This is a genomic window from Sinomonas atrocyanea, from assembly GCF_030812675.1.
In the GTDB taxonomy this organism is placed as follows: domain Bacteria; phylum Actinomycetota; class Actinomycetes; order Actinomycetales; family Micrococcaceae; genus Sinomonas; species Sinomonas atrocyanea_B.
The window spans coordinates 1-25,367 of sequence record NZ_JAUSTE010000023.1 but is presented as its reverse complement, the minus strand read 5'-3'; the positions used below and the strand labels follow the sequence as shown (position 1 = coordinate 25,367).

At 72.5% G+C, this 25,367-nt stretch carries 23 protein-coding genes; 18 read left to right on the top strand and 5 right to left on the bottom strand.

Annotated features, from left to right (window positions below; all coding sequences use genetic code 11):
• Positions 1-258: 258 nt before the first annotated feature.
• The 9 genes from J2W20_RS18860 (at position 259) to J2W20_RS18820 (ending at position 7,888) form a co-directional block, all read left to right on the top strand.
• Complete coding sequence (locus J2W20_RS18860) at positions 259-1,383, top strand: WD40/YVTN/BNR-like repeat-containing protein (RefSeq protein ID WP_307008667.1); 1,125 nt, start codon at positions 259-261, stop codon at positions 1,381-1,383.
• Between the two features lie 2 nt (positions 1,384-1,385).
• Positions 1,386-1,670 carry a MoaD/ThiS family protein gene (locus tag J2W20_RS18855; RefSeq protein WP_307008666.1) on the top strand — a complete coding sequence of 95 codons (285 nt, stop codon included), beginning with the start codon at positions 1,386-1,388 and terminating at the stop codon, positions 1,668-1,670.
• 184 nt (positions 1,671-1,854) lie between these two features.
• The gene (locus tag J2W20_RS18850; protein WP_307008665.1) at positions 1,855-1,992 is read left to right on the top strand and encodes a hypothetical protein; all 138 of its coding nucleotides are present in this window, start codon (positions 1,855-1,857) and stop codon (positions 1,990-1,992) included.
• Positions 1,993-2,116: 124 nt separating this feature from the next.
• Complete coding sequence (locus J2W20_RS18845) at positions 2,117-3,349, top strand: GAF domain-containing protein (protein ID WP_307008664.1); 1,233 nt, start codon at positions 2,117-2,119, stop codon at positions 3,347-3,349.
• A gap of 84 nt (positions 3,350-3,433) precedes the next feature.
• Positions 3,434-3,871: a VOC family protein gene (locus J2W20_RS18840; RefSeq protein ID WP_307008663.1), complete on the top strand. Its 438-nt coding sequence runs from the start codon at positions 3,434-3,436 to the stop codon at positions 3,869-3,871.
• 70 nt (positions 3,872-3,941) lie between these two features.
• The gene (locus J2W20_RS18835; RefSeq protein WP_307008662.1) at positions 3,942-5,216 is read left to right on the top strand and encodes a Re/Si-specific NAD(P)(+) transhydrogenase subunit alpha; all 1,275 of its coding nucleotides are present in this window, start codon (positions 3,942-3,944) and stop codon (positions 5,214-5,216) included.
• Positions 5,216-5,524 carry an NAD(P) transhydrogenase subunit alpha gene (locus tag J2W20_RS18830; protein WP_307008661.1) on the top strand — a complete coding sequence of 103 codons (309 nt, stop codon included), beginning with the start codon at positions 5,216-5,218 and terminating at the stop codon, positions 5,522-5,524. The genes J2W20_RS18835 and J2W20_RS18830 overlap by 1 nt, the downstream gene beginning before the upstream one ends.
• Positions 5,521-6,915 carry an NAD(P)(+) transhydrogenase (Re/Si-specific) subunit beta gene (locus tag J2W20_RS18825; protein WP_307008660.1) on the top strand — a complete coding sequence of 465 codons (1,395 nt, stop codon included), beginning with the start codon at positions 5,521-5,523 and terminating at the stop codon, positions 6,913-6,915. Before J2W20_RS18830 ends, J2W20_RS18825 begins: the two co-directional genes overlap by 4 nt.
• Before the next feature lie 16 nt (positions 6,916-6,931).
• Complete coding sequence (locus tag J2W20_RS18820) at positions 6,932-7,888, top strand: 3-hydroxyacyl-CoA dehydrogenase NAD-binding domain-containing protein (RefSeq protein WP_307008659.1); 957 nt, start codon at positions 6,932-6,934, stop codon at positions 7,886-7,888.
• A gap of 31 nt (positions 7,889-7,919) precedes the next feature.
• Here J2W20_RS18820 and J2W20_RS18815 read toward each other — a convergent pair whose 3' ends face one another.
• Together J2W20_RS18815 and J2W20_RS18810 are read right to left on the bottom strand one after the other, a co-directional pair.
• Entirely contained in the window at positions 7,920-8,501 is a 582-nt protein-coding gene (locus J2W20_RS18815; RefSeq protein ID WP_307008658.1) for a hypothetical protein, read from the bottom strand.
• Entirely contained in the window at positions 8,498-8,665 is a 168-nt protein-coding gene (locus J2W20_RS18810; protein ID WP_307008657.1) for a hypothetical protein, read from the bottom strand. Before J2W20_RS18810 ends, J2W20_RS18815 begins: the two co-directional genes overlap by 4 nt.
• Before the next feature lie 241 nt (positions 8,666-8,906).
• Here J2W20_RS18810 and J2W20_RS18805 point away from each other — a divergent pair, with 241 nt between their 5' ends.
• Genes J2W20_RS18805 through J2W20_RS18795 form a run of 3 tightly spaced genes read left to right on the top strand, consistent with a single transcriptional unit; the run spans position 8,907 to position 12,294 of the window.
• On the top strand, positions 8,907-10,307 hold the full coding sequence (locus J2W20_RS18805) for a sugar ABC transporter substrate-binding protein (RefSeq protein WP_307008656.1): 1,401 nt from the start codon (positions 8,907-8,909) through the stop codon (positions 10,305-10,307).
• Positions 10,307-11,281: a carbohydrate ABC transporter permease gene (locus tag J2W20_RS18800; protein ID WP_307008655.1), complete on the top strand. Its 975-nt coding sequence runs from the start codon at positions 10,307-10,309 to the stop codon at positions 11,279-11,281. Before J2W20_RS18805 ends, J2W20_RS18800 begins: the two co-directional genes overlap by 1 nt.
• Entirely contained in the window at positions 11,278-12,294 is a 1,017-nt protein-coding gene (locus J2W20_RS18795) for a carbohydrate ABC transporter permease (RefSeq protein WP_307008654.1), read from the top strand. Before J2W20_RS18800 ends, J2W20_RS18795 begins: the two co-directional genes overlap by 4 nt.
• A 77-nt stretch (positions 12,295-12,371) precedes the next feature.
• Here J2W20_RS18795 and J2W20_RS18790 read toward each other — a convergent pair whose 3' ends face one another.
• Complete coding sequence (locus tag J2W20_RS18790) at positions 12,372-13,754, bottom strand: FAD-binding oxidoreductase (protein ID WP_307008653.1); 1,383 nt, start codon at positions 13,752-13,754, stop codon at positions 12,372-12,374.
• Positions 13,755-13,804: 50 nt separating this feature from the next.
• Entirely contained in the window at positions 13,805-15,559 is a 1,755-nt protein-coding gene (locus J2W20_RS18785; protein WP_307008652.1) for an L-lactate permease, read from the bottom strand.
• A gap of 253 nt (positions 15,560-15,812) precedes the next feature.
• Here J2W20_RS18785 and J2W20_RS18780 point away from each other — a divergent pair, with 253 nt between their 5' ends.
• Positions 15,813-17,999 (top strand): malate synthase G, encoded by a 2,187-nt coding sequence (locus tag J2W20_RS18780; RefSeq protein WP_307008650.1) that lies wholly within the window; start codon positions 15,813-15,815, stop codon positions 17,997-17,999.
• Positions 17,996-18,424, top strand: a complete 429-nt coding sequence (locus J2W20_RS18775; RefSeq protein WP_307008649.1) for a GlcG/HbpS family heme-binding protein — start codon at positions 17,996-17,998, stop codon at positions 18,422-18,424. Before J2W20_RS18780 ends, J2W20_RS18775 begins: the two co-directional genes overlap by 4 nt.
• Positions 18,425-18,507: 83 nt before the next feature.
• Here the strand turns inward: J2W20_RS18775 and J2W20_RS18770 are convergent, their stop codons facing one another.
• On the bottom strand, positions 18,508-19,704 hold the full coding sequence (locus tag J2W20_RS18770; RefSeq protein WP_307008668.1) for an MFS transporter: 1,197 nt from the start codon (positions 19,702-19,704) through the stop codon (positions 18,508-18,510).
• Positions 19,705-19,819: 115 nt separating this feature from the next.
• On the opposite strand from J2W20_RS18770, the gene J2W20_RS18765 reads away from it, so the two are divergent.
• From J2W20_RS18765 to J2W20_RS18750, 4 genes are all read left to right on the top strand, one after another.
• Positions 19,820-20,515, top strand: coding sequence for an ArsR/SmtB family transcription factor (locus J2W20_RS18765; protein WP_307008647.1), 696 nt, complete (start codon positions 19,820-19,822; stop codon positions 20,513-20,515).
• Between the two features lie 76 nt (positions 20,516-20,591).
• The gene (locus J2W20_RS18760) at positions 20,592-21,077 is read left to right on the top strand and encodes a hypothetical protein (protein WP_307008645.1); all 486 of its coding nucleotides are present in this window, start codon (positions 20,592-20,594) and stop codon (positions 21,075-21,077) included.
• A gap of 76 nt (positions 21,078-21,153) precedes the next feature.
• Positions 21,154-22,137, top strand: coding sequence for an ABC transporter substrate-binding protein (locus J2W20_RS18755; protein WP_373458055.1), 984 nt, complete (start codon positions 21,154-21,156; stop codon positions 22,135-22,137).
• Between the two features lie 56 nt (positions 22,138-22,193).
• Positions 22,194-25,088, top strand: coding sequence for an FAD-binding and (Fe-S)-binding domain-containing protein (locus J2W20_RS18750; RefSeq protein ID WP_307008643.1), 2,895 nt, complete (start codon positions 22,194-22,196; stop codon positions 25,086-25,088).
• Positions 25,089-25,367 lie beyond the last annotated feature (279 nt).

Genomic DNA, 25,367 nt, shown 5'->3' with positions numbered 1-25,367 from the left:
GCCAGGGTGTGGGAGAGTAGGACACCGCCGGACAACACCACACGGTCGAGCCCCCCAACCACCAGGTTGGGGGGCTCCCGCACTTAAACACACCAAACAAAGACCCCGGAGCGCGCAATTGGGGGAATACGCACTCCGGGGCAGCCTTGGGTCCTGATACGACAGTACCGCCGCGGGTTAGGTCTGCCTACCTTCGGGCGTAGTGACTTCATGGCCGCCCCCTTGCTGTGCCGGCGGCCCCGGTGCTCTGATGGTGCGATGACCACGCCGCGCTTCCTCCTCGCTGTCGGGACCAAGAAGGGGCTCTGGCTCGCGACGAGCGAGGACCGCAAGACCTGGACCGTCGCCGAGCCCCAGTTCCTGATGCAGGAGATCCCCTCCGTCGCCATCGACACGCGCGGCGGCCGGACCCGCCTGCTCGTGGGCGTCCGCTCGGAGCACTTCGGGCCCACCGTCGTGCACTCGGACGACCTCGGCGCGACCTGGACGGAGCCCGAGCACGGCTCGGTCGTCTTCCCGGAGGGCACCGATGCCGCCGTCGAGCGCATCTGGCAGATCCAGCCGGACGTCCAGGACAGGCCGGACGTGGTCTGGGTCGGGGCGGAGCCCATCTCGGTGTGGAAGTCCACGGACGGCGGCGCGACGTTCGAGCTCAACCGCGCCCTCTGGGACCATCCCGACAGGGACCGGTGGGCGCCGGGCGCCGGGGGCGCCGCCGTGCACACGATCGTGCCGGACGCGGAGGACCCGCACCAGGTCCACGTCGCCATCAGCGCCGGCGGCGTGTACCGCAGCACCGACGCCGGCGCGAGCTGGACCGCGCGGAACCACGGGATCTCCGCCTACTTCCTGCCCGATCCGAGTCCCGAGGTGGGGCAGTGCGTGCACAAGATCGCGGCGGACACCGACGGCCGCCTCTACGCACAGAACCACCGGGGCGTCTACCGCAGCGACGACCGCGGGGACACCTGGGTCTCGATCGCCGACGGGCTGCCCGCCGACTTCGGGTTCGTCATGCTCACCCATCCGCGGCGCAGCGGCACGGCCTGGGTCGTTCCCCTCGTCTCCGACTGGGAGCGGGTGGCCCCGCAGGGCCGCCTCGCCGTCCACCGCACCGACGACGCCGGGGAGACGTGGCGCAGCCTGACGGCGGGCCTCGCCGAGCCGGACTGGAACACCGTGCTGCGCGACGCCGCGTCCGTCGACACCGCCGAACCGGCGGGCGTCTACTTCGGCACCCGCGGCGGTTCCGTGTACGCCAGCGCGGACGAAGGGGAGTCCTTCCAGGAGGTGATCGCGCACCTGCCCGACGTCCTGTGCGTGCGGGCCGCCGAGCTCACCCCGGGCGCCCAGCCAGCGCACGACGCCGGCCCGGCGGCCTAGGCGTGCCGGTCACCGTCGTCGTCCCCTCCGTCCTGGCCGCGGCGAGCGGAGGGCGGACGCAGTTCCAGCTTTCCGACGCGGAGGCGGCCTCCGTGCGGGAGGCGCTCGACGCCGTCGGCCGCGACTACCCCGTGCTGGGCCGCAGGCTCCGGGACGAGCGGGGCGAGCTGCGCCGGCACGTGAACGTGTACGTCGGCGGGGAGGACGTCCGCCGTGGGCGCGGCCTGTCCACGCCCGTCGCCGCGGGGCAGGAGATCCTCGTCATCCAGTCGATCGCGGGCGGCTAGGCCCATAGACGCGCGCGAGATGCCGATATGTGACCTTTGACCTTGGTCACGCCCGAGCCAGTGAGTGAGACTGGGACTGTCACATAATCGAGCGGACAGCGATCTGCGGACCGACAGGTGAATGATGAGCCCGACCTTCGAAGTACTCCGAGACCCGGCCAGGCGCGGCTCCTACCGGCTGCGCATGACGGGGCCATCAGGGGAGGTCTTCAGCGACCTCGCCGGGCTGCCGAACCTGGACGCGGTGCGCAGTGCCATCGCCCAGATCCGCGAGGCGGCGGCGCAGGCGCTCGTGGTCGACCGCACCGCGCACGGCGGCTGAGCGCTCCCGTCAGGCAGGACCTCGGCTGCCGCCGGCGCAACGTGCTCGCAACCTTCGGCCGGCCGCGAGGGCCGCGGCGACGCGTACACTGTGACCCACGGCACACATGAAGGAGTGGGTGGGCGTGCGTGCGAACCCGGTGCAGTCGGCACCCGATCTGGCCCCCGCAGAGGGGGACGGGGGATCGGCGCGCCCTGTCGTGGCCGACTCCTGGCGCCGCTCCCTCGCCGTGCATCCCCGCCGCGAGGACGCGGTGGTCACGAGCATCCTCGGCGAGGGCGAACTCGACGCCTACCGCGCGGAGCATCCCCTCGCCCCCGTGATGCCCGTGATCGACCAGCTCCTGGTCGAGCCCGCCCGTGATTCCGGCATCCTCGTGGCCGTGGGCGATGCGGACAGCCGGCTCCTGTGGCTCGGCGGCGACGCCTCGGTGCGGCGGCGGGCCGAGCGGATGGCCTTCCTCGAGGGCGCCGACTGGTCCGAGGCGAGCGTCGGCACCTCGGCCCCCGGCACGGCCGTGGCCACGGGCGGGCCGGTGCAGATCCACGGCGCCGAGCACTTCAGCCCGTTGGTCGAGGCGTTCTCGTGCACCGCGATGCCCATCCGCGACCCCGGGACGGGGCAGACCCTGGGCGTCGTGGACATCACCGGGGGCGAGCAGGCCGTGGGCGGCCACGCCCTGCCCTGGCTCAGGGCGACGGTCGCGGCCGTCGAGGAGCGGCTCAGGGGGCTCGGCCCGGAGCGGAAGCCCCGCATCGAACGGGCCCAGCGGCCGGTCGGCGCGGTCCTGGCCGTCACCGGCCGCGACCAGGGCGTGCTGCGCTGGTCAGGACGCGAGCTGAACCTGAGCGTGCGGCACTCTGAGATCCTCGTGCTGCTCGCCGGCAACCCGCGCGGACTGACCGCCGAGGAGCTGGCCGAGCGCCTCTACTCCCAGCCCGTGCCGCCGGTGACCCTGCGGGCTGAGCTCGTGCGGCTGCGCAAGGTCCTCGAGGCCTCGGGGACCGGCGTCACGCTGCTCTCACGCCCCTACCGGGTGGACGGCCTCGAGGTCGACTCGATGACCGCCCTCGCCCTCCTGGCCCGGGGCTCCCACCGGCAGGCCCTCGGCGCCTATGCGGGCCAGCTCCTGCCGCGCTCTGAGGCCCCGGCGATCGCGGAGCTCCGGCAGGAGCTGTCGGCGACGCTGCGGGAGGCCGTGGTGGGCAGCGCCGCCGTCGACGTCGTGCTGCACTACCTCAGGCTCCCCGAGGCGGCGGCCGACGCCGAGGCATGGCGGACCGCGCTCAGCCTCCTTCCGCCCCGGTCGCCGAAGCGGGCCGCCGTGGTGGCCCACCTCGAGCGCCTCGCCGGATAGGGCCGTTCGGCGGCTGACAACTGCCGGCGGCACGTCGTAGGGTCCTGAGGGTCAGCGTCAGATCTCTCGCGAGGAGCCCGTACTGTGCCTGCCACCCTCAACCCCTACCTGAGCTTCAAGGACAACGCCCGGGACGCCATGACGTTCTACCAGTCGGTGCTCGGCGGGGAGCTGAGCATCTCCACCTTCGACGACCTGCACGCAGCGACCGATCCCTCCGAGGGGCCCCTCGTCATGCACTCGCAGCTCACCACGCCCAGCGGCTTCACCCTCATGGCTTCGGACACGCCGTCGCGGATGGAGTACCACCCGGGCAACAACTTCTCGGTCTCACTCAGCGGCGGCCCCGAGACCGAGGACGAGCTGCGCGGCTACTGGGACAGGCTCACGGAGGGTGCCACCGTGGCGATGCCGCTCGAGAAGGCCGTCTGGGGGGACACGTTCGGCATGCTCACCGACCGCTTCGGCATCGCCTGGCTCGTCAACATCGCCGGCCAGGCAGGACAGGGCGAGGGATCGTAGACACCGGGGCGCCGGCGCATAGACTCTGGCTCAGGCGGCCACGGTGCGCCGCCGGAGCGGAGGTGTGCACGTGAGGGTGGGGATCGCAAGGGAGCGGCTCCTCGGCGAGCGGCGCGTCGCCGCGACCCCCGAGACCGTGCGGCAGCTGGCGGCCCTGGGGCTCGGAGTCGTGGTCGAGTCAGGGGCCGGAGCGGCCGCCGGGCATGGCGACGCCGCGTACACCGAGGCCGGCGCCGAGGTGGTGCCCGCGCTCGACCTCGCGGACGTCGACCTCCTGGCCCACGTCCGGCCGCTCCATCCGGCCGTCGCCGCAGCCCTCCGCCCCGGCGCGGTCACGGTGGGGCTGGCCTCGCCGTCCACCGAGCTGCCCACCGTCCGCGCCCTCGCGGACAGCCGCGCGACCGCCTTCGCGCTCGAGCTCGTCCCGCGGATCTCGCGCGCGCAGTCCATGGACGCCCTCACCTCGCAGGCCCTGGTGACGGGCTACCGCTGCGTGCTCGAGGCCGCGATCCGGCTGCCGCGCTTCTTCCCGCTCTACATGACCGCCGCCGGCACGATTCCCCCCGCCAAGGTGCTCGTGCTCGGGGCCGGGGTGGCGGGCCTCCAGGCCATCGGCACGGCCAAGCGCCTCGGCGCCCGGGTCTCGGCGAACGACATCCGCCCCGCCTCCGCGGACGAGGTCGCCTCGATGGGCGGAACCTTCGTCCGCCTCGACGTGGAGTCCGCCGAGTCCGCCCAGGCCGCCGGCGGATACGCCCGCGAGCTCTCCGCCGACCGCGGCGCCCTCCAGCGCCGCCTCCTCGCCCCGCACGTCGCGGACGCCGACGTGCTCATCACCACCGCCGCGGTCCCCGGCCGCCGCGCCCCGCTGCTCGTCACCCGGGAGATGGTCGCCGCCATGCGGCCCGGTTCGGTGGTCGTGGACATGGCGGCCGAGTCCGGCGGCAACGTCGAGGGCTCCGTCCCGGGCGAGGACGTCGCCGTGCCGACGGGGGACGGCGGGGGCGAGGTCACCGTGGTCGGCCTCAAGGACGCGGCCTCGGCGATGGCCGCGGACGCCTCGCGCCTGTATGCCAAGAACGTCGCCAACTTCATCGAGCTGCTCGTGCCGCGCGAACCGGGCGACGGCGGCGAGATCCGCCCCGACTTCGACGACGAGGTGGTGGCCGGTGCCTGCCTCACGCACGCGGGCGAGGTGCGCCACGAGCCCACCGCGGAGGCGCTCGCCGCGCTCGCGGCCACCGCCCCGGCGGCGGGCGCCCCGGGCGCCCCGGTCGCCGCCGGCACGGTGCGGCGGGACCGGCCGCCGGGCGAAGCCGACGAGACCGAGGAAGGGGCAGGCTGATGGGCGGAGTGGAGGTGCTCACGATCCTCGTCTTCGCGGTGTTCGTGGGCTTCGAGGTGGTCTCTAAGGTGTCCAGCATCCTGCACACCCCGCTGATGTCCGGCGCGAACGCGATCCACGGGATCATCCTCGTGGGCGCGATCGTCGTGGCCGGCCAGGCAGAGGACGGGTGGGTGCTCGCGGTGGCCCTGCTCGCCGTCGTGCTCGCCACCGCCAATCTGGTGGGCGGGTTCGTGGTGACGGACCGGATGCTCGAGATGTTCAAGGGCCGCCGCCCCGCTTCCGGGGCCAAGGAGGACGCCCGGTGACCGCCTCCGCGCCCCTCCTCGGCCCGACCTGGACCGCGCTGCTCTACCTCGCCGCGGCCGTGTGCTTCATCCTGGCCCTCAAGGGCCTGTCCTCGCCCAAGCATGCGCGCCGCGGAAACCTCGTGGGCGCCCTCGGCGCCGCGATCGCCCTCGCGACCGTCTTCCTTTCGACCCGGCTCGCCAACATCCCCTGGATCCTCGCCGCGATCGCGGTGGGCGCGGCGATCGCGGCGCCGATCGCCCGCCGCGTGAAGATGACCCAGATGCCGCAGCTCGTGGCCCTGTTCAACGGCGTGGGCGGCGGCGCGGCGGCCCTCGTCGCCCTGCTCGAGCTGCCCCACGCGGACGGCCCCGCGGGCGGCTGGGTTCGGCTCGCGATCGTCTTCACGCTCCTGGTGGGCGCCGTCTCCTTCGCCGGCTCTGCGGTGACCTTCGCGAAGCTCCAGGAGCTCATGACCACCCGGCCCGTCACGTTCCTCGGACTGCCCGTGCTCATGGGCGCCGTGCTGCTCGCCGCGCTCGTCGCGGCCGGGGCCGTGGTCGCGACGGGCTCGGTGCCGCTCGCCGTCGTGCTCCTCGCCCTCGGGCTCGTGGCGGGCATCCTCCTCGTGCTGCCCGTGGGCGGGGCGGACGTGCCCATCGTGATCTCGCTGCTCAACGCGTTCACCGGCCTGGCCGTGGCGGCGAGCGGGCTCGTGCTCGGCAACGTGCTCCTCGTCGTCGCCGGCACGCTCGTCGGCGCGTCCGGCACGATCCTCACCCGGCTCATGGCCGCCGCCATGGGCCGCAGCGTCACGCACATCATGTTCGGCGCATTCCGCGGAGGGTCGACGGCGGGCTCCACCGCCGTCTCCGACCGCCCCGTCCGCTCCTCGAACCCCGAGGACGTCGCGGTGCTGCTCGGCTACGCGCAGAAGGTCATCATCGTGCCCGGGTACGGGCTCGCCGTCGCGCAGGGCCAGCACACGGCCGCAGAGCTCGCGGCCGCGCTCGAGGCCCGCGGGACCGACGTCGAGTTCGCCATCCATCCGGTGGCCGGACGCATGCCGGGCCACATGAACGTGCTCCTTGCCGAGGCGAACGTGCCCTACGAGTCGCTCAAGGAGATGAGCGAGGTCAACGGCGAGTTCCGGCAGGCCGACGTCGCACTCGTGGTGGGCGCGAACGACGTGGTCAACCCCGCCGCGAAGTCCACTCCCGGCTCCCCGATCTACGGCATGCCCATCCTCGAGGTCGCCGATGCCAAGCAGGTGGTCTTCCTCAAGCGGTCCATGCGGCCGGGCTTCGCCGGCATCGAGAACGAGCTGCTCTACGACCCCAAGACCGCCCTCCTGTTCGGCGACGCGAAGGACTCCCTCACCAAGGTCCTCGGCGCCGTGAAGGCGCTCTGACCACGGAAGGACCGCGATGACCTCCACGACGACCCCGGGAACGGTGGCCGTGATCGGTGCCGGCACCATCGGCGCGAGCTGGGCCGCCTACTACCTCTCCCGAGGCTTCCGGGTGGCCGCCTCGGATCCCGCCGAGGGCGCCGAGGGCCGGCTCCGCGCGCACGTCGACGCGTTCTGGCCCACCCTCGCGGCGCTCGGCGGCGGGGCGGGGGAGGGCGGCGCCCCGCAGGACCGCCTCACATTCGCGCCCACGGCCGCCGAGGCTGCCCGCGGAGCGGACGTCGTCCAGGAGAACGGGCCCGAGCGACTCGAGCTCAAGCGTGCCATCCTCGCCGAGATCGAGGAGGGCGCCGGCGCCGAGGTGCTCATCGCGAGCTCGTCCTCGGGGTTGCTGGTCTCCGAGGCGCAGCGGGGCATGCGGCACCCGGAGCGGCTCGTGCTCGGGCACCCGTTCAACCCGCCGCACCTCATCCCGCTCGTCGAGGTGCTCGGCGGGGCACAGACCGCGCCGGAGAACGTGGACCGGGCCCTGGCCTTCTACACCGGGATCGGCAAGAAGCCCATCCGGATCAACCGCGAGGTTCCCGGGCACGTGGCCAACCGGCTGCAGGATGCCCTCTGGCGGGAGATGTTCCACCTGGTCAGCACCGGCGTGGCGAGCGTCGCGGACATCGACACGGCGGTCGCGTACGGCCCCGGCCTGCGGTGGGCGCTGCTGGGGCCGTTCCTCACGATGCACGCCGGCGGAGGCGACGGCGGGATCACCCACTTCCTCGAGCACCTCGGACCGTCCATGCGGGAGTGGGCGGCGGATCTGGGCGCGTACCCGGAGACCGACGAGTACATCGCGACCATGGCCGAGGGCGTGGCCGCCGAGCTCGAGGGCCGGGACTGGGACGCCGTTCTCGCCGAGCGGGACAGGCTCCTCCTCGGCCTGCTCGCCGCGAAGGCCCGGGCGCCGCAGATCCCGTAGGCCGCCCCCTTTGGGCGGGCGGCCTACGGGTCTACGGCTGCGGGTGGCGCGGGAACAGGGGCACGCAGGTCGCGCAGGCCTGGGCGCCGGCCGGATCCGAGAGGGCATCGCGTTCGAGCCTGAGGCGCGCCGAGAGCGCGGCCGCCATGAGCGCGACGGCGGCGGCGCCCACCGCGGGCTGGACACCGTAGCGGATCGCGTCCAGGGGCAGGCCGGCGCACAGCTGGACGAGCAGGCTCGAGCGGCCCTGCGTCGTGGCCAGCAGCAGGCCCATCATGCCGAACAGTGGTCCGCGGACATCGCACGCGGTCGCCTCGGCCCCGATCGGGGCTCCGACGAGGCTGCCGACGAGCAGTCCGAACGCGGCGGATCCGGCTGCGACGAGGACCGCTGTCCAGAGGGCACCGGGGAGGGAGGCGGCGTCGAAGGCGCCGTTGGCCACGACCAGTGCGGCGGCCGCGAGCACCGCGGCCGCCGCGGCGGTGGCCCATCGCCCCCGCAGCCACGTCGCCAGGACCGCCCGCCGCGTGGCGGGGAGCAGCGGCGGGGCGGCCGGCAGGGAGAGGACGGGGTCGGCGTCGAACGCGGAGCCCTGCGGCCCCGGAGTGCTCACCGCCAGGAGAGGAACGTGCCCGGCAGGCTGCCGCCGGCGGCGGACCCGTCGTGCCCAGGGCAGCGGCGGGACTCGGGGACGTTCGCGAACACCTGGTCGACGTGCTGGCCGCAGCCAGTCCAGGTCACCTTGCCGCAGGTGGGGCATGTTGCGGGGCTGCACATGAGGATTCTCCTGCGTCCGAGAGCTAATACCCCTGGGGGTATTCCCACTGTAGGCCGCTTTGCGCCGTAGGGCAAGCGTGCCGCTTCCGACACGGCCGCGGCGGGTGCGGGACTCCTCCGCTTCTCCTCGATAGCCTTCGCCTAGAAGGGGCATCGTTCTCAAGCAGGGGGAACACCCGGAACTCCGTACGTCCCCCTGCGCACCCGGGGGACTTCAAGGGCTTGAAGGAAGAGGACGTCAATGTCGACTCACAGGACCAAGCTCAGCGCCGCAGCGCTGTCCCTGTCCGTTCTCGTGGCACTCACCGCGTGCAACCCCGCCGCGTCCGGGGGCGGCGCCGCCCCCAGCGGCCAGGCCGGCGGGGGTTCGTTCAGCAAGGACGTCTCGGGCACGCTCAAGACCAGCGGCTTCAACCCCTCGGACGAGGTGGGCAAGTCCCGCTCCGATCTGGCCACGAAGGCGGTCGCCCCGGCCACGGTGACCATGGACACCACCAACTTCGACGCCCAGAAGTTCTCCGCCCAGGCGGCCTCGGGCCAGGTCCCGGACCTCATCCAGGTGGACCGCAGCCTCGTCCCTACGCTCGCGGACAAGGGCCTCATCCAGCCGCTCGATGCCTGCTACTCGCTCTGGGGCGTGGACCCGCAGACGCAGTACTACCCCGCGGCGACGAAGAGCGTCACCTACAGCGGCAAGGTCTACGGGGTCCCCCAGTTCTTCCAGACCTCGATGCTCATCGCGGACAAGAACGTGATGCAGGCCGCCGGCGTGGGCACCGACCAGCTCGACACGTCCAAGCCGGACCAGATCGTCGCGGCCGCGCAGAAGATGTACAAGGCCTCCGGCGGCAAGCCCTCGGTGATCGGCTTCGACCCCGACCTGCCCGGCTCCGCCGACCTGTGGCTGCAGGTCTTCGGCGGGAGCGCCATGGACGCCAGCGGCAAGCCGACCCTGGACGCGGCCGCCGACGTCACGGCCCTGACCTGGATGAAGAAGCTCATGGACGCGCAGGGCGGCTACGCCGCCATCAAGTCCTTCAAGGACTCCATGGACGTCTTCGGCAACGAGAACCAGTACGTGAAGAACGAGGTCGGCGCCCAGACCTGGGCCCAGTGGTACATCAACGTGCTCTCCGCGACCAAGGACAAGGTGAGCGTGGTGGGGGTGCCCATCAAGACCGTGGACGGCAAGGCCCTCGGCTACGCCGGCGGGACCGCCCTCGCCATCCCGACCGCGGCCAAGAACCCCTCCGCCGCGTGCGCCTGGGCCATCAAGGCCACCTCGCTGGACGCCTGGAAGGCGGCCGGCGACGCCAGGGCCACGACGGTGCAGCAGAAGAACTCGATCAACACGGGCCTGTTCACCGGCTCCCCGGCCGCCGACAAGGCGGTCCGCGCTGCCCACGTGGCGCCCTCGGGCAGCGCGGACTTCGACCAGCTGATCAGCACCGCGTACTCGACGCTGGACGGGAACACCGCCTCCTTCGGCAGCTCCCCCGCGGGCTCGGCGATCAAGGACGCGCTCTCCAACGCCGTCGCCGTGGCGCTCTCCGGCGAGAAGGACCCGGCCACCGCCCTCAAGGACGCGCAGGCCACGGCGATGCGTGCCTGGCAGCAGACCTCGGCCGGCAAGAACGGCTGATGACGGCCGAGACGAGCGGCCGGACAGCCCGGGCGCCCCGCGCCGCACGCGCGGGGCGCCCGCCCCGGAGGAGGAAGTACAACCTCCGGGAGTCGGCTGCCGGCTACCTCTTCATCGCACCGTGGATCGCGGGGCTGCTGATCTTCACGGTGATCTCGATGGGCTGGAGCCTGGTGCTCTCGTTCCAGAACTACGACCTCGCCACGGGTGCCAGCAGCCCGGCCGGCTTCGAGAACTACACGCGGCTCGTGCAGGACCCGAACGTCCTCGCCTCGCTCGGGAACACCTTCGTCTATGCCGCGATGGCCGTGCCGCTCGACATCGCCTTCGCGCTCCTGCTGGCCTCGCTGCTGAACGGGGTGAAGCGGGCCTCCGGCTTCTTCCGGGTGGTCTACTACCTGCCCAAGATGACGCCCGGGGTCGCCACGGCCGCAGTGTTCCTCCTGCTGCTCAACGGCAACAGCGGGGCCATCAACAAGTTCCTGGGCCTGTTCGGCATCGTCGGGCCGCAGTGGCTGGCTGACCCCGCCTGGATGAAGCCCTCGATCGTGCTGATGAGCCTGTGGGGCGTCGGGGGCACCACCGTGATCCTGCTCGCGGCGCTCCAGGCCGTGCCCCGGGAGCTGTACGAGGCGGCGGCGACGGACGGCGCCAACCGCGTCCAGCAGTTCTTCCACATCACCATCCCGATGATCTCCCCGACGCTGTTCTTCCTCGTGATCGTCAACACGATCGGGGCGCTGCAGGTGTTCGACCAGGCCTACCTGCTGTTCTACCGGGACGGGAACTCGTCCGTGCCGGACGCCGCCCGCTTCTACGGCGTGTACCTCTACCAGCAGGCGTTCCAGCAGTTCAACTTCGGCCCCGCCGCCGCGATGGCCTGGCTGCTGTTCGCGATCATCATGGTCATCACCCTGGTCCAGATCAAGGTCGGCAACCGGTTCGTCCACTACGAGGGGAACGACCGCCCGTGACCAACGCCAACCCCGGCCTCGAACCGACCGCGGCAGACGATCCGTCCGCCGCCGCGGCGGCCGCGCCGCTCACCGCCGCAGGAGCCACCCCGGGCACCGCGGAGCCACTGCGGCGCGGCTCGGCCGGCGGTCCGGCCGCCCCGCTGCCCGGGGCCGACCGCCGGAGCCGGGCACTGCGGCGGCTCGGCAGCGCCGTGCGCTGGGTGCTGCTCATCGGCTTCGCGCTCGCGTTCCTGTACCCGTTCGCGTGGCTGCTCGCGGCCTCGCTCAAGCCCCGCGGCGAGGTCTTCGACAACCGGCTGATCCCGCTGACGCCAACGCCCCAGAACTACGCGGACGTCTGGAACCAGCTGCCCCTGCTCAGCTGGGTCTTCAATTCGGTCTTCATCGCGCTCGCGGCGGCCACGATCGTCACCCTCACGAGCTCGGCCATCGCCTTCGGGTTCGCCTACTTCCGGTTCCCGGGGAAGAACGCGCTGTTCAGCGTCCTGCTCGGCACCATGATGCTGCCCGGCGCCGTGACGCTCATCCCCAACTACCTGATCTGGAAGACGCTCGGCTGGCTCGGGACCACGGTGCCCCTGTGGGGCGGGACGCTGTTCGGGTCCGCGTTCTACATCTTCCTGATGCGGCAGTTCTACCTCTCGCTGCCGCGGGACCTGTTCGAGGCCGCGCGGATCGACGGGTGCTCCTTCTTCGGGCTCTTCCGCCGGATCGCGTTCCCGCTCGCGCTGCCGAGCGCGATCATCGTGTTCATCTTCGAGTTCCAGGCCTCGTGGAACAACTTCGCCGGCCCGCTCATCTACCTCAACTTCGGCGACCCCCACGGGTACACGGTGCCCCTCGGCATCGCCTACGCGATGACCATGTACTCGCCCACGGCCGGGGGCCACGGCGACTACCAGTTCGTGATGGTCGCGTCGCTGCTGGTGACCCTGCCGATGATGGTCATCTTCGCGTTCGGCCAGCGCTACTTCATGGAGGGGATCGCCGCCGGCTCGCTCAAGGGCTGAGCCCGGCCCCTCCGTCCGGCGAGGCACGACGGCGGGTGCCCGGCCGCCGTCGTGCCTCGCCTCCCGCGCGGGCGGGGTCAGATCGCCTTGCCCGGGTTGAGGATGCCCGAGGGGTCCAGGGTGGACTTGATCGCCTGCTGGAGCGAGCGTGAGGTCTCGCCGAGTTCCTCACCGACCCACTCGCGCTTGAGCAGTCCCACGCCGTGCTCGCCGGTGAGCGTTCCGCCGAGCCGCCGTGCGAGGCGGAACATCTCGCCGAGCGCTTCCTTCGCCGGTCCGGAGGTGATCGACTCCTCGGGGCCGACCACGATCATGGGGTGCAGGTTGCCGTCCGCGGCGTGGGCCACGCTGAAGATCCGGGTCCCCGTCCGGGCGGCGATCTGGTCGAGTCCGGCGAACGCCTCCGCGAGCCGGTTGCGCGGCACGGCGATGTCCCCGATCGAGACCCGGCCGAGCTTCTCGAGCGCCGGGATCGCGTCCCGCCTGGCCTTGACGAGGGCCGCGGCCTCCTCCGCGCCGCCGGCCCGGTGCACCGTGGAGGCGTAGGGGCCGATGACCGACGCGATCTCGTCGAGCTCGAGGTGGGCGCCGAAGCCGTCCGTCTGCGCGAGCAGGAAGGCTCCGCCGAGCTCCCGGTGCCGGGTCCCCTCGGCAAGGTCCACGGCGCCGAGGGTGGGGCCGTCCATGAGCTCGAGGATCGAGGGCTGGATCCGCGCGGCCGTGATCGCCGAAGCCGCGCGGCCGGCCGCCTCGACGTCGGGGAAGTACGCCGCGAGGGTCTCCGTGCGCACGGGCCGGGGCCGCAGCCGCAGAGTCGCCTCGACCACCACGCCGAGGGTTCCTTCGGAGCCGATGAACAGGGCGTTGAGGTCGTACCCGGTGACGCCCTTGATGGTGAAGCGGCCGGTGTGCAGGACGCGGCCGTCTGCGAGGACCACCGTGAGCCCGAGCACCGATTCCCGCGTCACCCCGTACTTGGCGCACCACATGCCGCCCGCGTTCGTGGCGATGTTGCCGCCGATCGAGCAGATGGCCGTGCTGGCCGGGTCGGGGGCGTAGAAGAGCCCGTGCTCGGCCGCGGCCGCGTTGACCTCTGCGTTCAGCACGCCCGGCTGCACGACAGCGATCATCTCGACCGAATCGATGCTCAGGATGCGGTTCATGCGGGAGACGTCGACGACGATCTCGCCGGCACGGGCGCTGGAACCGCCCGCGAGGCCGGTGCCGGCGCCCCGCGGGACCACCGGCAGGCGGTGCTCGTGGGCGAGGCGGAGGGCCTGCACCACGTCCTCGACGGACTCGGCCTGGACCACGGCGTCGGGCAGGGTCGGCGGCTCGTAGCCGGAGCGGTCGGTGGCCACGGCGGCCCGCGCGGCCGTGTCGAAGGTGGCCCGGGGGTGTGCGGCGAACGCGCCGGTATCGGTCTGCATGGGTCCGGAGGCCTCGATGTTGAGCGTCATGGGTGCCTTCTCAGGTGTTGTCGTGATGGTAGGGGAGGACGCCCCGGAGGTCACGGGACCATCCAGGACAGCGGGCCGGTCTGCATGAGCACGAGGGCCGCGAGGACCACGAGGAGCCCCAGGCTCCAGCCCAGGAGGCGGCGGAAGAGCGTGCTCTCGGACCCGTCGAGGCCCACGGCGGCCGCGGCGACGGCGAGGTTCTGGAGCGAGAGCATCTTCCCGAGGACACCGGCCGAGGAGTTCGTCGCCGCCATGAGGATCGGCGAGAGTCCGGTATGCGCGGCGGCCGTGACCTGCAGCTGGCCGAACAGGGAATTCGACGAGGTGTCCGAGCCTGTGAGGGCCACGCCGATCCACCCGAGCACGGGGGAGAGGAGGGCGAAGATCCCGCCGGCGGACGCGAGGGCGACGCCGAGGGTGCCGGTCTGGCCGGACAGGTTCATGACGAACGAGAGGGCGAGGACCGCACTGACCGTGAGGATGGTCCAGCGCAGCACCTTGAGGGTCTCGCCGTAGATCCGCACGCCGCGGCCGAACGGGATGCGGTACAGGGCGAGCGTGATGAGGCCTGAGATCAGCAGCAGCGTGCCGGTGGCCTTGAGGTGGTCGAACCGCATGATCTGCGATCCCACCTGCTTCCCGGCCGGATCCGCGACGTTGAGGGCGGGCCAGCGGAAGGAGAATCCGCCCACGGCAGTGAGCCAGTTCTTGATGGCGGGGATCTGGGACAGCGAGAAGACCGCGATGATCACGAGGTAGGGGCCCACGGCCATCCAGATCTCCCGCGGGGTGGGGCGTGCGACGCCGGCCCGACCGGCTCCCAGCGGGGCCTCACCGCTGCTGCCGACCGCCACGGAGGAACCCCCCGCCCGGGCGCCGACGGTGGCGGTGGAGGAGGCGTCGACATCGCGCCTGGCGGTCGACGCGCCCTGCTGGGCGTGCACTGGCTCGGCCCCGTCGTCGGCGCGGTCCGCCTCGAGCAGCTCGGCCGGCTGCCACACGCGCAGCAGGAGCAGGACGGCGGCGATGGCCACGATGCTCGCGAGCACGTCGGTGAGCTCGACCGTGAAGAAGTTGGAGGTGAGGAACTGGACGATGGCGAACACCACGCCGCCGACCACCGCGGCGGGCCAGGTCTGCCGCACGCCGCGCCTGCCGTCCACGATGAACACGAGCAGCAGCGGCACGATCAGGGCGAGGAAAGGGGTCTGCCGGCCGGCCATCGCCGAGACCGTCCCGAGCGGGATGCCCGTGACGCCGCTGAGCGCGATGACCGGGGAGGCCATGGCGCCGAACGCGACGGGAGCGGTGTTCGCGAGGAGGGCCACGGTGGCGGACTTGAGCGGCTTCATGCCCGCCGCGACGAGCATGGCGGCGGTGATCGCCACGGGGGCGCCGAAGCCGGCGAGGGCCTCGAGCAGGGCGCCGAAGCAGAACGCGATGAGGATCACGAGGATCCGCAGGTCGGCCGAGATCGAACGGATCGTGGTGCCGAGGACGTCGAACCAGCGCGTGGCGACGGTGAGCTTGTAGAGCCACAGCGCATTGATGAGGATCCACAGGATCGGGAACACACCGTAGAAGGCGCCCTCTGCGGTGGCCGAGAGGGCCTGTCCGGGCGGCATCTGCCAGACCGCGATGGCGAGGACTACCGAGAGGATGAGGCTCGCAACGGCTGCCTTCCATGCCTTCGTCCGGAAGATGCCGAGCATGACGAACAGGAGGAGGAGGGGCAGGGACGCCAGGACGGCCGAGAGGGCGAGAGAGCCGCCCAGTGGGTCGACGAGCTGGTGGAAGGTACTCACAGAGACTCCTTTGTCTGTGGTGGACCGCTATGTGCCGGAAGTTACTTTCCGTTATCCGAAATAGCCTCTCGGAGCTTAGATGTGACCCGCGCCACCGGTCAATGGTCCGTCCACAGTGGTCAGTCCACGGATGCAATCCGAGGGTGCCGCGCCGGACTGCCGTTGACAGGCAGTCAAGATGCTGGCTATTTTCGTGGGGATCGAGATCCATTTTCCGCATTGCGAAACAGTGCTTTCACTGCGAGGAGTCACCATGACCGACCGAATCGACATCCACGGGCTGCGGGTGGCGGAAGCGCTCCATGCGTTCGTCCGCGACGAGGCCCTTCCCGGAACCGGGCTCGAGGAGGACGCCTTCTGGTCGGGCGCCGCGGCGCTCATCGAGCAGTTCTCCCCGCAGGTGCAGGAACTCCTCGCAGTCAGGGATCGCCTCCAGGAGCAGATCGACGAGTTCCACCGCTCTGCCGGAGAGCGCGGCATCGACCAGGACGCCTACGAGGCGTTCCTGCGCTCGATCGGCTACCTCGTGGACGAGCCCGGGGACTTCAGCATCTCGACCGAGCGGGTGGACCCTGAGATCGCCACCCTCTCGGGCCCGCAGCTCGTGGTGCCGCTCCTCAACGCCCGCTTCGCCGCCAACGCCGCCAACGCCCGCTGGGGCTCCCTCTACGACGCCTTCTACGGCACGGACGTGATCGACGAGGCCGAGGGCCGCGAGCGGACCGCGGGCTACAACCCCGTGCGCGGCAAGGCCGTCATCGCCAAGGCCCGGAAGTTCCTTGACGAGAGCGCCCCGCTGGCCCGGGGCTCGCACGCAGATGTCAGCGCGTACCGGATCGAGGGAGGCGCCCTCGTCGTCGAGACGGCCGCCGGCGCCACCGGGCTCGCCGAGCCCGTGCAGTTCGTGGGCCACCGCGGTGAGGATGCCGCGCCCGAGGCCATCCTGCTCGCCCACCACGGCCTGCACCTCGAGATCCAGATCGACCGCTCCCACCCCATCGGCTCCACCGACGCGGCGGGCGTGAAGGACGTGGTGCTCGAGTCTGCCCTCACCACGATCATGGACCTCGAGGACTCGGTAGCGGCCGTGGACGCCGAGGACAAGGTCTCCGGCTACCGCAACTGGCTCCAGCTCATGCAGGGCACGCTCACCGCGGACGTGAGCAAGGGCGGCCGCACCTTCAGCCGCCGCCTCAACCCGGACCGCGTCTACACTGCGCCGGACGGCTCCGAGCTGACGCTCCCGGGCCGCTCGCTCCTGCTCATCCGCCAGGTGGGCCACCTCATGACGAGCGACGCCGTGCTCGATGCCGCCGGCAACCCTGTGCCCGAGGAGATCCTCGACGCCCTCTTCACGGGGCTCGGATCGGTGCACGACCTCCGGGGCCCGCGCGCGGGCGGCAACTCGCGCGCCGGGTCGGTGTACATCGTCAAGCCCAAGATGCACGGCCCGGACGAGGTCGCCCTGGCCTGCGCCCTGCTCGCCGGCGCCGAGTCCGTGCTCGGCCTCGAGCCGCTCACGCTCAAGATCGGCATCATGGACGAGGAGCGCCGCACTTCGGCGAACCTCAAGGCCTGCATCTACCAGGCCCGCGACCGGGTGGTCTTCATCAACACCGGCTTCCTCGACCGCACGGGCGACGAGATCCACACCTCGATGCTCGCCGGACCGATGGTCCGCAAGGCGGACATGCGCTCCACGAGCTGGATCAAGGCCTACGAGGACTCGAACGTGGACATCGGGCTCGAGTGCGGCTTCCGCGGCCGGGCCCAGATCGGCAAGGGCATGTGGGCCGCGCCGGACAACCTCGCGGACATGCTCGAAGCAAAGGTCGCGCACCCGCTCGCCGGAGCCAACTGCGCCTGGGTCCCCTCGCCCACCGCGGCCACCCTGCACGCCATCCACTACCACCAGGTCGACGTGGACGCCCGGCAGGCGGAGCTCGGCACCGGCCGCCGCTCCACGCTCCGGCAGCTGCTCACGATCCCGCTCGGCGACCCCGCCGCGTGGGACGAGGAGGCCCGTCGCAACGAGCTGGACAACAACATCCAGAGCACGCTCGGCTACGTGGTCCGCTGGGTGAGCTCCGGTGTGGGCTGCTCCAAGGTGCCCGACATCGAGGGCACCCCGTTGATGGAGGACCGCGCCACGTGCCGGATCAGCTCCCAGCACGTCTCCAACTGGCTCCTGCACGGCGTCATCACCGAGGAGCAGGTGGAGGACTCGCTGCGGCGCATGGCGGCCGTGGTCGACGAGCAGAACGCCGGGGACCCGGACTACGTGCCCATGGCGCCCTCGTTCGACTCCGAGGCCTTCCTCGCCGCCCGCGAGCTCGTGCTCGAGGGCGCGAGCCAGCCCTCGGGCTACACCGAGCCGATCCTGCACCGCCGCCGCGAGGCGCAGAAGCGGGCCGAGGGACTCGTCCGGAGCGCCTCATGAGCATCGGACTGACCGCGGCCCGCAACCTGGTCGACGAGGCCCTCGCCGTGGGCCGCCAGCATGGCTTCAAGCCGCTGACCGTGGTCGTCCTCGATGCCGGGGGGCATCTCGTGGCCGCGGCGCGGGAGGACGGCGCCTCGAACAACCGCTTCGAGATCGCCCACGGCAAGGCGTACGGAGCCCTTGCCCTGGGCATGGGCTCGCGCGCCCTCATGGAGCGGGCCGAGCAGCAGGCCTATTTCGTCACCGCCGCGGCCGCGGCCCTGGGCGGGCGGCTCATTCCGGTTCCGGGCGGCGTGATCGTCCGCGACGGCGGCGGCGCAGTGCTGGGGGCCGTAGGCATCAGCGGCGACACCTCGGACAACGATGAGACGGCCGCCGCCAAGGCGATCCAGTCTGTGGGGCTCGAGGCGCAGGTGGCCTGAGTGGCCGGCGGGACTGCCGCCTCGCGAGACGCACGACGGCGGGTGCCCACCCGCCGTCGTGCGTCGCCTTGCGGGCGGGAAGGCTAGGCGGCGGGGTGGTCGCCGCCGCGCATGCGCACCGCGACGACCAGCCCGGACAGGGCGGTGAGGACCGCGACGGCCGCGACCGCCGTCGGCAGCCCGTAGGCGTCCGCGAGGATGCCGGAGAGCAGGGCGCCGACGGCGAACCCGCCGTCGCGCCAGAGGCGGTAGATGCCCACGGAGCGGGCGCGCCAGGCGGGGTGGGCCACGTCGCCGATCGCCGCGAGCAGCGTCGGGTACACCATCGCAGTGCCGGCACCGAGCAGGACAGCCGCGGCGAGCCAGATCCCGAAGCCGTGGCCGGCCGCGACCATCCCGAGGGCGGCCGCCTGGACCACCATGCCGGCGGCGATGAGCCACTTGCGGCCGTACCTGTCCGAGGCGGCCCCGGTGACGAGCTGGCCGGCGCCCCACACCGCGGGGTAGACGGCAGCCAGGAGGCCGATCTGGCCCAGGCTCAGCCCGGCCGAGGCGAACAGGACCGGGAACAGCCCCCACGCGAGGCCGTCGTTGAGGTTGTTCACCATGCCGGCCTGGCTCACCGCGGAGAGGGAGCGGTCGGTGAAGCTCGTGAGCCGGAAGACCTGCCCGGTGGTGAGGTCGCCGTGGGCCGCGGCCCGGGCCGAGACGTGCTGGGCGGCCTCGAGCCTGGCATGGTGGTGGGTCTCCCGCACGGTCAGGACCGAGAGGCCCAGCCCGAGCGCGACGTACGCCGCGCCGAGGAGGAACGGTCCCGGCCGGAGCCCGTACTGGGCGGCGATCCAGCCGGTGGCGAGGGCGGTCACCGCGACGCCGAGATAGCCCGCCGCCTCGTTCAGGCCCATGGCGAGGCCGCGCTGGCGGGGACCGACGAGGTCCATCTTCATCACCACGGTGGTGGACCACGTGAGGCCCTGGCTGACGCCGAGGAGCACGTTCGCGGCCACGATCCAGGCCCAGTCCGGGCCCGCGATGAGCATCAGCGGCACGGGGATCGCCACGAGCCAGCCGGCCACGAGCACGGGCTTGCGGCCGAACCGGTCCGAGAGGGTGCCGGCGAAGTAGTTCATCGCGGCCTTGGAGATTCCGAAGGCGAGGATGTAGGTCAGGGCGCTCGTGTAGAGGTCGAGCCGGAACTCGCGGGTGGCGAGCAGCGGCAGGACCGTGCGCTCCTGCCCGAGGGTCCCGCCCACGAGCGCGTTGACCGCGACGAGCAGCATGAACTGGGCGAGGTTCTGCCTGAGGCCGAGGGCTGGAGCGGCGGTCTTCACTGGTTCTCCAAGGAAACATGGAATAGGATTTTATCCAGTATTACACGGATCTTTGGAGGACTGGATGGCAGGCGGGTCGGCCGGCCGCAGGGCGGACAAGGCGGCACTGTTCGAGGAGTTCGCCCGCGTGGGCAAGGCACTGGCCAACGGGAAGCGGCTCGAGCTGCTCGACCTCCTCACGCAGGGGGAGCGGAGCGTCGAGGCGCTCGCCGAAGCCGCGGGGCTCGGGCTGTCGACGGCGTCCGCGCACCTGCAGACCCTCCGGCAGGCGGGGCTCGTGGCCACCCGCCGCGAGGGCACCCGCATCTACTACACCGTGGCGGGCCAGGACGTGCTGCGCCTGTACGCGCTCCTGCGGGGGGTCGCGCAGGAGCGGGTGGCCGGCGTCGAGCCTCGGCGGGTCGCCTACCTCCGCCTCGCGGGGGAGCGGGCCGCCGAGCGGGGGCTGACCCGCGAGGAGCTCGCCGAGCGGACCGCCGCGGGGGCCGTGACGGTGCTCGACGTCCGCCCCGGGGAGGAATTCGAGGCCGGGCACCTTCCCGGCGCCCTCTCCATCCCCCTCGACGAGCTCGGGGCGCGCCTGGCCGAGCTGCCCGAGGACTCCGAGGTTGTGGCCTACTGCCGCGGTGCCTACTGCGTGATGGCGTACGACGCCGTGGACCTCCTCCGCGCCCACGGCGTCACCGCGCGCCGGCTCGAGGACGGGATGCTCGAGTGGCGCCTCGCCGGCCTGGCGGTCGAATCCGGCCCCGCCGCGTAGGGCGGGGCGTTTCCGGGCCGCCCGGGCGGGGCAACTGAGCCAGTGAGAGTTCCACCCGCTGAGAGGACGAGGACCTATGGAAACCCACCCCCTGGCAACCCTGGCTGCGGGAGCCGCGGCCGGAGCCGCCGGCACCACCGCGCTCAATGCCGCCACGTACCTCGACATGGTCCTGCGCGCCCGCCCGGCGAGCAGCACGCCGGAGGAATCCGCGCGCCGGCTCGCGGACGCGGCCGGGGTCGGCATCCCGGGCGACGAGGACGAGCAGGCCCACCGCGTGGCGGGCCTCGGCCCCCTGCTCGGGCTGGGGACCGGCGTCGCGGCCGGCGTCGCCGTGGCGGTGCTCAGGGCCGCCGGGTGGCGCCCGGGCAGGCTCGTCGGATCGGCGGTGGCCGGGGCCGCAGCCATGGCCGGCGGCAACGCGCCCATGGTCCTGCTGAAGGTCACCGATCCCCGCACGTGGTCCGCCGCGGACTGGGTCTCCGACATCCTGCCGCACCTCGCGTACGGTGCGGTGGCAGACGCGGTGCTGCGCGCCGCCGCGCCCGCGCCGCGCCACTGACCATCCGTTCCTCCGCCTGTTCCGAAGAACAGGGGATGATGGCCTTCGACCCGGGTGCGAGCACCGGTCCGGGAGCATGGCACGTCACCGCACCGACCGCAGGAGGAACCCGACCGTGACCATCTACCGACGCCTTGCCCGCAGGGCAGCCCTCGTGGCCGTCCCCGTCGTCGCCCTCGCCCTGTCCGCGTGCGGCGGCGGGTCCAACCCGCTCTCGACGGCGCCCGCCTCGGGCCAGGCCAGTGCCGGCGGCCCTGTCGTGGTGGGCTCGGCGAACTTCACCGAGAGCGAGATCCTCGCCGACATCTACGCCGGGGCGCTCAACGGCGCCGGCGTCCAGGCGACCACGAAGACCGGGATCGGTTCCCGCGAGGTCTACGTCAAGGCCCTCCAGGACGGCTCGATCGACGCAGTGCCGGACTACTCGGGCAACCTCCTGCGCTACTTCGACAAGAACGCCACCGCCGTCAGCGCCGCGGACGTCATGAAGGCCCTCCCCGCCGCGACGCCGCAGGGCCTCGCGGTCCTGGACCCGGCGAACGCCGAGGACAAGGACTCGATCGTGGTCACCCAGGCCACCGCGGACAAGTACGGCCTCAAGACGCTCGCCGACCTCGGGAAGGTCTGCGACCAGATCTCCCTCGGCATGCCGCCCGAGGCGAAGGACCGCCCGCAGGGACTGCCCGGCCTCAAGGCCAAGTACGGGTGCACGCCCAAGCAGTTCGTCCCGCTCAGCGACGGCGGCGGCCCGGTGACCATCAAGGCGCTCCTGGACAACCAGATCCAGGCCGCGGACGTGTTCACCACGTCGCCGCTCATCTCCCAGAACCACCTCGTGACGCTCGAGGACCCGCAGAACAACTTCGCCGCCCAGCAGGTCGTGCCCCTCGTGCGCACCGACCGGATCACGGACAAGGCCAAGGGCGTGCTGAACAAGGTCCAGGCCGCGCTGACCACCGCGGACCTCGTCAAGCTCAACGACCAGGTCTCGGGCAGCGCCAAGCAGGATCCCAAGGCCGCGGCGGACGCGTGGCTGAAGGAGAAGGGCCTCGCCGCCTGAGGCCGTGTCCGCGCGCTGGACTGTGATCCGCGGCCGATCCGGGGTAGCACTGGAGCATGACGTCGACCGTGCAGCGTCCTGACACCAGCCCCCGGAGCCCCGAGGCCCTCCGCGCCCTCGTCGAGGAGCTGCGTGGCAGCCTCCGCGGCGACGTGGACGACTCCTCCCTGACCCGGGCGCTCTACACCTCGGACGCGGCGAACTACCGCGTGGCGCCGGGCGCCGTGGTGCGTCCCCGCAGCCGCGAGGACCTCATCGAGGCGGTCGCGGCCGCCCGCCGGCACGGCGTGCCGGTCACGCTGCGCGGCGGCGGCACCTCGATGGCCGGCAACTCGATCGGGCCGGGCCTGGTCATCGACACGTCCCGGTACCTGAACCGGATCGTGAGCCTCGATCCGGAGGCGAGGACGGCGGTGGTCGAGCCCGGCGTCGTCCTCAAGGACCTCCAGGACGCCTGCGCCCCGCACGGGCTGCGCTTCGGCCCCGACCCGGCGAGCGGCACGCGCTGCACGCTCGGTGGGATGATCGGCAACAACGCGTGCGGGGCCCACGCCATGTCCTATGGCAGGACCGCGGACAACGTGCTCTCGCTGACGTGGCTCACGCCGTCGGGGGAGGTGCTCACGGTGGGCTCCGGCGCGGAGGCGCTCGACGCCGTCCCGGGCCTCGCCGGGCTCGTGGACCGGTGGCGAGCGCTGCTGCGCACCGAGTTCGGCCGGTTCCGCCGCCAGGTCTCCGGCTACTCCCTCGAGCACCTCCTCCCCGAGAACGGCTCCAACCTCGCCGCCGCCCTCGTGGGCACCGAGGGCACGTGCGGGGTGCTCCTGGAGGCCACGCTCCGTCTGGTCCCCCGCGCGGAGGCGCCCGCGCTCGCGGTCCTCGGCTACCCCGGCCTCGCCGCTGCGGCCGACGACGTGCCCAACCTCCTGCCCTTCCGCCCCCTCGCGCTCGAGGCCCTGGACACCGGCCTGCTCGACGCGGTCCGGCATGCCAAGGGCCCCGGCAGCGTTCCCGACGTCCCCGAGGGCGGCTGCCTCCTCATCGCCGAGCTGCCGGGGGACACCCCCGAGGAGGCGGCCGAGGCCGCACGCCGCCTCGCCGACGCCGCGGCCACCGACGCGACCCAGGTCCTCCCCGCGGGCGAGGAGGCCAGCCGGCTCTGGCGCATCCGGGAGGACGCCTCCGGGCACGCCGGCCGCACCCAGGACGACCGGCAGGCCTGGGGCGGCTGGGAGGACTCCGCCGTCCCGCCCGAGTACCTCGGCGACTACCTCCGGGCCCTCGCCGGGCTCATGGACAGCGAGGGCGTGGGCGGCATGGCCTACGGCCACTTCGGCGACGGGTGCGTGCACCTCCGCCTCGACTTCCCCCTCGAGCACGACGGCGCGGTGCTGCGCCGCTTCCTCGAGCGGGCCGCCGAGCTCGTGGCCGCCCACGGCGGCTCCCTCTCCGGCGAACACGGCGACGGCCGCGCCCGGTCCGAGCTGCTCGGCGCGATGTACAGCGCCGACGCCCTCACGGCAATGGCCGAGTTCAAGGCCCTGTTCGATCCCGAGGACCTGATGAATCCGGGGATCGTGGTGCGTCCCGCGAAGGTCGACGCCGATCTCCGCCGTCCTCAGGCGGTCGAGCTGCGGGTCGGGTCCGGCTTCGCCTTCGCGGACGACGGCGGGAGCGTCACCTCCGCCGTGCACCGCTGCGTGGGCGTAGGGAAGTGCCGGGCGGACGCCCGGGACGCCGGGGCGTTCATGTGCCCCTCCTTCATCGCCACCCGCGACGAGAAGGACTCGACCCGCGGGCGCGCCCGGGCGCTGCAGGAGATGCTCAACGGCAGCCTGGTGCGCGAGGGCTGGCGCTCGCCGGAGGTGCACGAGGCGCTCGACCTGTGCCTGAGCTGCAAGGCCTGCGCGAGCGACTGCCCCACCGGCATCGACATGGCCCGGTACAAGTCCGAGACGCTGTTCCAGACCTACCGGCGGCGCCTGCGGCCCCTCAGCCACTACACCCTCGGCCGGCTGCCGCGGTGGCTCCGGCTCAGCGCGCCCTTCGCCCCGCTGGCCAACCTCGCAGGGCGGGTCCCGGCCCTGCGCGCCGCCGCGCTCACTCTCATGGGGGCCGACCGCCGCCGCTCCCTCCCCCGCCTGCCCGCCGCGCCGTTCCGCTGGGAGGCGCGGGACCGGCGTCGTGCGCCAGGAGGCGAGGCAGAAGCGGCGGGTGCGCGGCGCGGTGGGCCGAAGGTGCTCCTGTGGGTCGACACGTTCTCCGACGCCCTCGACCCGCAGATCCCCCGCGACGCCATCGCCGTGCTCGAGGCCGCCGGGTGCGACGTCGAGGTCTCGGCCGGGAAGGCCTGCTGCGGGCTCACGTACATCTCCACGGGCCAGCTCGACGCTGCCAAGGTGCGCCTGCACCGGGCCCTGGACGAGCTCGCCCCGCACGTCCAGGCCGGACGGACCGTGGTGGGCCTCGAGCCCAGCTGCACCGCGACGCTGCGCTCGGATCTGGTCGAGCTGCTGCCACGGGACCCGCGCGCCGCCGAGGTGGCGGGCTCGGTGAAGACCGTGGCCGAGTTCCTCACGGGGATCGGCTGGGAGCCGCCGCACTCCGGGCGCAAGCTGCTCGTCCAGCCGCACTGCCACCACTACTCGATCATGGGCTACGGGCCGGACCGGCGGCTGCTCGAGTCCATGGGCTGCGACGTGGAGGTCTCCGCCGGGTGCTGCGGTCTCGCCGGGAACTTCGGCATGGAGGCGGGCCACTACGAGGTCTCCGAGCAGATCGCCCGCGGCGGGATCCTCGCCCGGGCCGAGGCTTCGCCCGACCGCGAGATCCTGGCCGACGGATTCTCGTGCCGGACCCAGGTGGCTGACCTCGCCGGGCTCGAGGGCCAGCACCTCGTGCAGGTTCTCGCCGACGCGCTGCGGCAGGGCGGGGACGCGGCTCGGCCGTAGACCGCCGAAGAGCTGCTTGGCCCCGCCTGGTCCTCCCTTCCCTCCCCGCCCTCGCCGTCTGGGGGTCACTTCCTGTGGGTCACCTCCTGCGGGTCACTTCCTGCGGGTACCCACGGGACGTGACTTTCAGGAGGTGACCTTCAGACGGAAGGGGCTGCGCTCAGTTGGAGGGGAAGTTGTAGGAGGCGTCGGAGGCGTGGGTGGGTTCGGGCCAGCGCTGGGTGATGACTTTGGCGCGGGTGTAGAAGGCGACGCCTTCTTCGCCGTAGATGTGCTTGT